Origin of the sequence: Marinilactibacillus kalidii, assembly GCF_017599325.1 — a bacterium.
In the GTDB taxonomy this organism is placed as follows: Bacteria; Bacillota; Bacilli; order Lactobacillales; family Carnobacteriaceae_A; genus Marinilactibacillus; species Marinilactibacillus kalidii.
The window spans coordinates 1-9,247 of sequence record NZ_JAGFVM010000021.1; the positions used below are offsets into that span (position 1 = coordinate 1).

General features: G+C 31.0%; 6 protein-coding genes and 1 pseudogene. 5 read left to right on the plus strand and 2 right to left on the minus strand.

All coding sequences use genetic code 11. The annotated features are described in order from the left end of the window. Positions 1 to 122: 122 nt before the first annotated feature. Positions 123 to 1,202, minus strand: a complete 1,080-nt coding sequence (locus J5J05_RS04000; protein ID WP_208559376.1) for an IS30 family transposase — start codon at positions 1,200 to 1,202, stop codon at positions 123 to 125. A 523-nt stretch (positions 1,203 to 1,725) separates the two neighbouring features. Next, positions 1,726 to 3,072 (minus strand): PTS sugar transporter subunit IIC, encoded by a 1,347-nt coding sequence (locus tag J5J05_RS04005; RefSeq protein ID WP_208559377.1) that lies wholly within the window; start codon positions 3,070 to 3,072, stop codon positions 1,726 to 1,728. Positions 3,073 to 4,289: 1,217 nt separating this feature from the next. Between J5J05_RS04005 and J5J05_RS04010 the strand changes: the two genes are divergently transcribed. The 5 genes and pseudogenes from J5J05_RS04010 to J5J05_RS04030 all read left to right on the plus strand — a co-directional run. Continuing rightward, positions 4,290 to 5,159, plus strand: a complete 870-nt coding sequence (locus J5J05_RS04010; RefSeq protein ID WP_208559378.1) for a helix-turn-helix domain-containing protein — start codon at positions 4,290 to 4,292, stop codon at positions 5,157 to 5,159. Between the two features lie 104 nt (positions 5,160 to 5,263). After that, positions 5,264 to 5,521 carry an uberolysin/carnocyclin family circular bacteriocin gene (locus tag J5J05_RS04015; protein ID WP_208559379.1) on the plus strand — a complete coding sequence of 86 codons (258 nt, stop codon included), beginning with the start codon at positions 5,264 to 5,266 and terminating at the stop codon, positions 5,519 to 5,521. Between the two features lie 1,756 nt (positions 5,522 to 7,277). Continuing rightward, a complete protein-coding gene (locus J5J05_RS04020; RefSeq protein WP_208559380.1) occupies positions 7,278 to 7,889 on the plus strand; it encodes an ATP-binding cassette domain-containing protein in 612 nt (203 codons plus the stop codon). After that, positions 7,879 to 8,400 carry a hypothetical protein gene (locus J5J05_RS04025; RefSeq protein WP_208559381.1) on the plus strand — a complete coding sequence of 174 codons (522 nt, stop codon included), beginning with the start codon at positions 7,879 to 7,881 and terminating at the stop codon, positions 8,398 to 8,400. Before J5J05_RS04020 ends, J5J05_RS04025 begins: the two co-directional genes overlap by 11 nt. A gap of 438 nt (positions 8,401 to 8,838) precedes the next feature. After that, positions 8,839 to 9,247, plus strand: a pseudogene (locus J5J05_RS04030) (transposase); the annotation flags it as partial.

A 9,247-nucleotide genomic window follows, 5' to 3' on the forward strand; every position in this document is an offset into this window, starting at 1 on the left:
CGTAAATTTCAAGTCTAAGTTAGCCACCTAGTTTCCAAGTATATATCCGCTTAATTGTCAGTTGTTCAATTAGTTATTGTTATTAGAAGAAGTCAGTCGTCATTTGGAAAGCACTAACGTGCTTAGGCTATTTGGAATAAAGAGCGTAGAGCACGAGCAAAACAGTCATGTGGAGTTTTATAGCCAAGTATTTTTCGAGGATAGTCATTCATCCATTGCTGGATTCTCAAGTATTCTGTCTCACTCAATTGACCGATGGCTTTTCCTTTTGGAATAAATCGGCGAATAAACTTATGTTGGTTCTCGCTCGTTCCTCTCTCCCACGAAGCATAAGGATGACTGAAGTACACATCAAGAGTCTCTTGAAGTGCCTTATGAAGGCCGGCAAACTCAGATCCATTATCAGAGGTAATGGTCTTAAATACTTTAGAGAACGTGTCACCGGCTCGATGTCGTAATTGACTGATTGCCTGATCAACGGACTCTTTATCTTTCCCCTTGAGTTTAAGTATGATCTCAAAACGGGTTTGGCGTTCAACTAACGTCAATAAAACCGAATCGGTTTTCGCTTTGTTTCCGACAACGGTATCGATTTCCCAATGGCCAAAGGTCTGTCGATTATCAACTTCTTCAGGCCTCTGTTCAATGGATTGGCCTAAAATCCGCTTATTTATCCTACTTCTATAAGAAGTGTCCTTTGGTTTACGCGACAGTTTTTCAAGTAGATCCATATTCTTGGTTCTCATGATACCTTTGTCAATCCATCCATAAAGGGTCGTTGTACAAGGAATAATAGACGGATCAAATAAGTCGTGTGTCGTAGCAAACCCAACGACTACATCTGGAGACCACTTTTCCCGTAACAGTTTATCATCTGCCCACTCAATAAATGCATCCGAATCAGCCCATTTTGGCCGACGGCCGCAGTTCAATTGAAGCCTATCATAAGCTGCTTGTCCGGCATTAGGATCGTAGTTAGTCGAATAGTAGTCATATACTTTATCGTTTTGCTTTTGACGTTTAAGTTGAGTAATCGTTCCACGATGAATCTCGCTATTAATCGTTTGTGGGACACGTCCCAGAGCTTTTGCAATCCCGCGATTGGAGTAGTTCTCGGTCTTTAAAATAGCGATTTGAGATCGTTCTGAATAAGATAAGTGTTTTCCCTTACGTGCTGTTGTGTTATTGTTAGAGTGCGTCATGTGAATTCATCCTGTCTATTGAGAGTTAGTGGTATAACTTCAATATAACATGAAATTCGCATGGCGTTTTTTTATGGGTTAGCCTAAGTGGCTAACTTCATTATAAAATCCAGCAATAGAATTTGAATAATAAATCATTAATGTTAATAAAATTTTTGTTAGTTCTAACATTAATATTATATCAATGATCTTTTCTGCAGGTTCAAGAGTATTAGACGATAACTCTTTTTGAGAAACTCTGATTATATATCAATTCAGTCAAGATAGAGACTGTTCAAGATATTAAATTAACAAAATTATGAATAAAATCGAAAATATTTCATTGTAAGAAGAAAAATTTATGAAAAAATTTCACAAACAGATAGTTGAATACACTAGAGAAGAGACTGTAAAAACAGACCATAAAATCAATTAGTAGTTTTTTCTATACAAACTAATTAAGAAGCGTTGAGAATCTATATCAGACTTCCAACGGTTCTTATTAGTTTATAGGTCTTATTTTTAATACATCTGAATATTAGTTTTAACCATTTACAGGTACAGAAGCATCTTTTGGTTCTCCAGTTTGTATTGTGTCTTCTTGTACTTCCTCAGCTAGGGCTTGACTATCGAGTACTTTAGTAAATGGATAGTAAATAGCTACTTGAATGAATATATTGACGATTTGGAACAACATAACTGGTATACCGCCGGTCAACCACCCTGAAAAAATAATCGGTGTTCCTAATGGAATAGTCACCCCGTTTAAAGGTGGCAAGATGCCTAGTAAAGTTAATCCATAAGAAAGAAGAAAACTTGTAATCGGTGTAATGATAAAAGGCAGAATGATAATGGGATTCAAGACTACTGGAAGACCAAATGTCAAAGGCTCATTGATTCCAACAGCAACAGTCGGCAAAGCCATTCTACCAAGTGTTTTATACCGTTTACTTTTCGCCATGAATGCGAGTATGAGGACTAAACCGAAAGTCCCACCTGCGCCACCCATGTTGGCATATACAAACCAACCTGCTTGTATGATTGAATGGGGCAAGGGTTCACCTGCGCCATAAGCTACTAGGTTCTCAAGTGCTGGTGCTGCATATAAAATCTGTAGGAAAGGCATAACGACTGCCCCACCGTGAATCCCGAAGAACCAAAGAACATTACAGATCACTATGAATAGAACAAACGTTAATGGACTTGCGCCTAAACTAGTTAAAGGCTCTTGAATAATGCCATAAATAAACGTATTTAAATCTCCAAATGTTGTTAGTGAGATGAAATGACGAATGATACTAAATAAGATTGCAATTACAAAACCTGGAATCAAAGCTGAAAAAGATTTCGCAATCGTTGGTGGAACACCATCTGGCATCTTGATGACGATGTTTCGTTTTATAATAAATGCATAGATAAGAGGTACGATTAAACCAATAATAATAGCTGTAAAAAGACCTTGCGCACCAAGCCATCTAAGACCTAGGGCACTAGTAATCTCTACTGTCGTTTCTCCCTGAAGTTCACTGACACCCAGTGGCATCATTAATAAAAAGGCAAACAGTGATAGAATACCGCAGAAACTTGCATTATCTTTTAACCCTAATTCTTCGGTAAAAGATTTACCAATCAAGAAAGCAATATAGACTGCAAGCATGTCAGTCGTAACAAGTGGTGCGTAAGATAAAATCGTCCCTATGCCTGTAGAAGCAAGAAAAGATTGATAAGCACTCCACTGAAAACTACCTAATAAGGTAAAAATAGCACCGACAATAATAATGGTTAAAGATGACGCAAATCCATTCCCTACTGCCCTGAGCACTTTGTTCTGTTGTATTTTTGTAGCGACTGGTACGAGCGTTCGTTCCAATGTATCTGTTACCTTTTGCATATTATTCTCTCCTTTTTCATTCAACTGATTTCTAAATAAACAAACCAATTTAGTTTTTTTATTTTGAAAACGTTACCATACATATTTTATACATCATAAAGGACTTAATTTCAAGTATATATTAAAATTAAGTCCAATTTTTAAATAGAGCTATTCTAATGTCTTTACTTTATCAACTAATTAGGGATTTCTGACACCTATTATGGATAACGTCAGTATTCTAAAAGAGGACGCAATTGATTTCACTTGATACTTCTTTTTCAGGCTTCATATTTAGTGAAAGAACAAGATACTTTTCAAAACAATCAAAGTTGATAAAACCGTAGCCTGTTCTTTTGTTTTGTATCATTTGATTATCCGTGCATTCGAGTGAACCCTTGGAGTATCCCTAAAGAAACATTATTACAACAAGCGTTATTTCTAAGTGATAATACATCGTTAGTTAACTTGCTTTCATGGTATCGTGATGTTCAAAAGAAGCCTTTTTAAAGTATGTAAAAGAGATTAATAGAATTTGGATAGATTACGCTTAATTATTTAGAAAATGGCATATTGAAACGTTCCAAGTTATATGAAGGAATCATACTGAACACCAAGATTTATGTTTTGGCTAATCACTTTACCGAAGGGGAATATCTATTTTCGAGCAATAAAAAACCTGAACAATCTATTAGCCCCTATCAGAGCTTTAGAGTTGTTCAGGAATTTGGTGTGTTGCCTGGATTGGAGCTGTCTCCTCATAGCCTACGGAAATATTTTGTTATCTTCATTATAAAAACACCGATGAAATGTGTTTACTATTGAAGAAATTTAATGATTCTAGTCCCCCAGTCACACTTCCTTATATTGGTTTGGACGAAGAGACTATGCAAAATGAAATTTAAAATCATTAGATATAATTTTAAAAAATTGTGTATTTAAATTGCTTATTTATTGTATACAATAAATCGGACTACTATAGAATTTAAATATATTATGTATTTCATAATAATATAAAATTGAATATTTTTCGCTTGGTTTAATTTATTATTATATTAACCAATCCCAATAATATCCCATACTAACATTGCCATTAGTTGTAGCATTAACATCCCCACCTCTCATTAATCATTTCGATAAATATTTACGTGTTCTATGAGGTATGTTATACTTTCGAAGATAATAAGTGCAGAAACGTTAACAAAAGTTTACATTTTTATAATAGAAAGTTGGTCTGTATGAATATTGGAGAAATAATAAAATACATTAGGCTATCAAAAAATATTAATTCAAAAAATGTTTATTCAGGAATTTTGAGTCGTCCTGCTATTTCTAAATTTGAGAAAGGTTTAAGTGACACTACTTCACATAAATTGTTTGAAATACTAGAGAATTTAAATATTTCTTTGGAAGAATTTTTTTTCTTTTATAATTTGGAAAAAGTAAAAGATGACAATGATTTTCTACATAACTATTTTGAAGCTTTTTACTCTAATGATGTAAAAAAATTATCAGTATTAAAATCTAGCAATAAAGAAATGTTTGAATCTTCTTATAAGATAAAATATTTACATTATTCAGCATTAGCTGATCTCACACTTACTTATATTACCCATGAAAATGTAAATGAAAAAAGTTTTAAAATAATAAAATCATATTTACTTGATTGTGAGGAATGGACCTATTATGAATTAGTTTTATTCACTAACTCATTAGACTTTTTTCCAGAAGAGCTCATATTATTACTTTATAAAAGAGCTAGAACAAAATTGACTTCTTTTAGTCAACTAAGAAAGTATAATAATGAAGTTTTTACATTAATTTTAAATATTTTAGTTTTTTTTATAGAAAGAAATAACATTGTGAAGTGTGACTATTTTTACAATGAACTATTGCAAAACACATCACTAAATAATAACAAAATGTATGAACGAACTATGATGATTTTTTTTGAAAATTTGTTATTTATGATGAAAACAAAAAAATCAAATAACGAAGTGGAAAAAATTATTTCTATATTCAATTATTTAGATATGCCTGTAAAGGCGCAACAATGTTCTTCATTACTTGAAAGCGTAAAAAAAACATCCTCAATATCTAATGATTGAATTACTACCTATAGAAAATTATTTAAATGTTGTTAACAATTATTAACATTTTTTATTTGTTTAGAAATGTCATGTTACCTTTGAATTAATAAGGAGGTGATATTATGAAGAAAACGTTTATACTTACAGCTGTTCTTATGGGAATGTTCTTTTTTGTGGCACCTGAATTAACAAGTACGCTAGGAATAAGCGCTTATGCATCGAAAAAAATCATCGATATTATTTCAGCAGCTTCAAGCGTTGCTGCCGTTGTTGGAATTATCGCTGCTGTTGTTGGCGGTGGTGGTATCGGTGTAGGAATTCTTGCAACTGCTAAAGCTCTAGTTAAAAGATATGGTAAAGCGTACGCTGCTGCATGGTAAGGTAATTTGATTTACTTATTAAAGAAGCGTAAGCATTTTATGCTACGCTTCTTTTAAATAAGTAGATAAATAATTCGTAAGAAGAGGTATATATGATAAAGTACATTTTGGTTTCCAAGTTCAGAGAGTTCAAGTTAATCAAAGAACCCTTTATATTTTATATTCTAAGTGGAATACTTTCCTTATTTTTAGTACTCCTTTTAATAATCGCTAATTCAATAATGAGTAATTTCTTGTTTTTAGTTATTATAAATTTTTTATTGTTTCAATATAATGTTCCATTTGTCATTGATACTATTAAATCTAAAAAATCTTTGCACTATAGTTATTCAAAGCCAATATGGTACAGGTATATTGCATTTATTTACATAAGAAATAATCCTTTATCTATTGTTGGAATAATATTCAATCTAGCAGCTCTGATGCTCGCTTTGACTAATATATCTTTATTTTTAGCCATAATTCTAGCATTCTTAATTCAAATTAGTATATTTTCTTCAAAGCTAACTCAAAATTCAACATTGAAAGTAAGTTTGTTTCTCTTCACTATTTTGGCTGTTATTTTAAATATTTTTATGGTTAACTACTTTTTAAATACATTTTTAATAGTGATACTATCTTTTTTATCATTCCAAGTTTTAAATTCAAGAAGGTTTTTACGTGAATTTTTAAATTACAATAATAATCATTCTCGTCAAAATAAAAGAGATATTGGTTTTAGTAATAAAAATATGTATATTAAACTATTTATATCTTATCTTAGAAACATTCCAATAAAAAACTACTTAATGATACTCTTTCTGGGATTATCTTATATAATTTTAACTAACAAAATTAGTATAAATTTTGATTTTATCAGTATTATATTATTTTTATATTTGTTTGATCTAGAGTTAATTGCCGATCAACAATTCAGAGAAATCGAAAAAACATCTGCGCGGTATTACTTAATGTATCTAAGTCCCTTAAATAGACTAGAGTCTTTTCTGTTAACTGAACATTTTCACAGATTAATTATATATAGTGGATTGATTTTTTTCATAACAACTTTAGATCCCCATATATACCCTATCATTAATAGTGTAATTGCTATTATTTTAATGACTTTTATTGGATTCTTATACAGTTTATTAACTAGAAAACTAGTTGGAAATAGAAAAAAATTCAATAATATACTATTTCAGTATATTATTATGGTCATTATTTTTTCATTTATCATATTAAAAAATTTTATTTAAAAGATGGTGATTTATATCCATAAACTAACGTATAAAAATTACATTACTTTCTCATTATTTATATTTATCTTTGCATCATTTTTATATTTATTTCTTGTTTTTATTTTTGATATTCCAGTTTCAAATGATACTTCAGTTAATTTAATTGACTATGGATTTCAATACTCTTTAAGCATTATTGTGAATAATTTAAGAAATTTTTTCCAATATATTCTCTTCTTTTTTATTTCTCCACTCTTAATCATTATTGATTTATTTATACTAGTTTACCAAATGTGGTTAGGCATCAATGTTCATGGAGGAGAAAGTGTATTTTTATTATTATACAGACATGGCATTATTGAGTTTCCAAACATGATATTATATATGCTACTTTCTTTAAAGTGTATGTATATTTTTTATAAAAGATTCAGTTTAGATGATGTCTTTGCTTTCATGAGGAATAATTATAAGTTGTATCTTTTTAGCATCATTAACGTAATAATCGCTGGTTTAATAGAAGGGATGGTCAATTTTTAATGCTAGTAACCATGAAAAACTGTACTAAAAGGTACGGAGATGAAATTATACTTTCTGATATCTCCCTTTCTTTATCAAAAGGGATGTACTTTATAAAAGGAGACAATGGTAGCGGAAAGAGCGTACTTTTAAGAGGCATTGCCACTGTGGAAGACTTTACGTCTGGTACCTACAACAATAAAGCCAAAAACATACTATATCTTACTGACCAAAATTTAAGCCAGAATTATTTAACCATATCAGAAAACATCTCCCTATTATATAGTATCCATAATATCCAACTCTCTAGTGCAGAAGAGGCATTTATAAAAGATTTATATACTAACGACCAACTTAACACACTATCTGAAACGGCTTCTTTGGGAATGAATTTGAAAGTAGGCTGTTCCTTACTAGCCAAAAAACAACATTGGGACTTAGTTATACTTGATGAAACACTCTCAAGCATAGATTTTACAAGTAGAAATAAAATTCTTGAAGCATGTGAGGCTCTTATAGAGAATGACACCTGTATATTGATCGTATCTCATAATGACTTAGATAGAGAGTATAAAAATATAAGCACGGTCGTTGAGTTACTTGAAGGGAGATTAATTAAAAATGGAAAATGACTTTAAAAAAAATAATAGTTCATCTATCTTGATTTTCTTCATACCTTTTATAATCACCAATGTTTTATTGTTTTTTGAATTATCAGCTTCCAACCCTTATCTTGCTGGTTTACTAAAAGAAAGCCAGCAACTTTTGGATATAGATGCTACAAAACTCAATTTATTTATGATAGTAATAGTAGTTTTATTAAACACGATTATCTTATTGGTCACCTTCTTATTTATAAAACTCCTTGTTCAACTATTTTTAAAAGAAGAATTTCTTCACGAAAAAGATCTCTTAATCACACTTTTGCTAAGTTCAAGTCTTGCAGCAGTTATCTCTTTGTTATTATCAGCATTTTTTTCTGTGAATTATCTTCCTCTTTCTATTATAACTTCTATAGGAGAATATTTAATATTCATTATTTTGTATAGAATGAACGTTAAAAACAATCAGGAAACAGTCATAATTGCAACAGTCAAATTAGTATTATTAATTGTAAATCTCTTTTTTGTTTTTCGTGTTTAACGCTTTATATTCTGAATTGTCACTATAAACTAGACAAATGCGTTCCATCAATATAACTCAAAAACACTTCTAGTTTGCTGAATCTTTATTTAATGAGGAAATTACAAGCACACTTTACAATGATGTTTATGAGTGGAAGTTGTTGAAGGTAACAAGAGGAACAGAACATACAGAAGAAGGAACCACTGTAGCAACATATGATAAAGAAATAGTAGTTTTAAAATAATGACTATTGGTAAAAACACTTGTACAAGTTACTTATTTGTATAAGTGTTTTTATGTAAGGTGAGCGGAGGCGGTAATCAAAATTATTCGTCAATACACAATACAGATGAAATTAATATAATTTAAAATAAATAAACTGGATAGGTTACACTGAGTTGGACAGAAAAGATAAGGTGTGTATACTAAACACAACGCACACAGGAGGAATCTATCATGTCTACTCGTCGTCCACGTCGAACTTATACAGATGAATTCAAGAAGCAAATTGTTGATTTACACAAAGCAGGAAAATCAAGAAAAGAAATCATAGAAGAATATGACCTTACAGGATCTGCTTTTGACAAGTGGGTAAGTCAACATCATCAAACCGGTTCATTCAAAGAAAAAGATAACTTAACACCTGAACAGAAAGAATTGAAAGCATTAAGAAAAGCCAATACCCAGCTTCAAATGGAAAATGATATTTTAAAGCAAGCGGCGCTGATATTCGGGCGAAAGTCGAAGTAATCAAACGTAATAAACATAAATATTCTATATCAGCGATGTGCCGTGCCCTTGAGATCAGTAGAGGATCTTATTATTACGAAGTAATAAAGAAAGAAAGTGACGCGGAACTTGAACA

What these genes read in the sequence shown, in the direction of transcription:
- J5J05_RS04025 (WP_208559381.1), top strand. Translation starts at nt 7,879, where the DNA reads ATGGAAAATGACTTTAAAAAAAATAATAGTTCATCTATCTTGATTTTC.
- J5J05_RS04015 (WP_208559379.1), top strand. Translation starts at nt 5,264, where the DNA reads ATGAAGAAAACGTTTATACTTACAGCTGTTCTTATGGGAATGTTCTTT.
- J5J05_RS04010 (WP_208559378.1), top strand. Translation starts at nt 4,290, where the DNA reads ATGAATATTGGAGAAATAATAAAATACATTAGGCTATCAAAAAATATT.
- J5J05_RS04000 (WP_208559376.1), bottom strand. Translation starts at nt 1,202, where the DNA reads ATGACGCACTCTAACAATAACACAACAGCACGTAAGGGAAAACACTTA.
- J5J05_RS04005 (WP_208559377.1), bottom strand. Translation starts at nt 3,072, where the DNA reads ATGCAAAAGGTAACAGATACATTGGAACGAACGCTCGTACCAGTCGCT.
- J5J05_RS04020 (WP_208559380.1), top strand. Translation starts at nt 7,278, where the DNA reads ATGCTAGTAACCATGAAAAACTGTACTAAAAGGTACGGAGATGAAATT.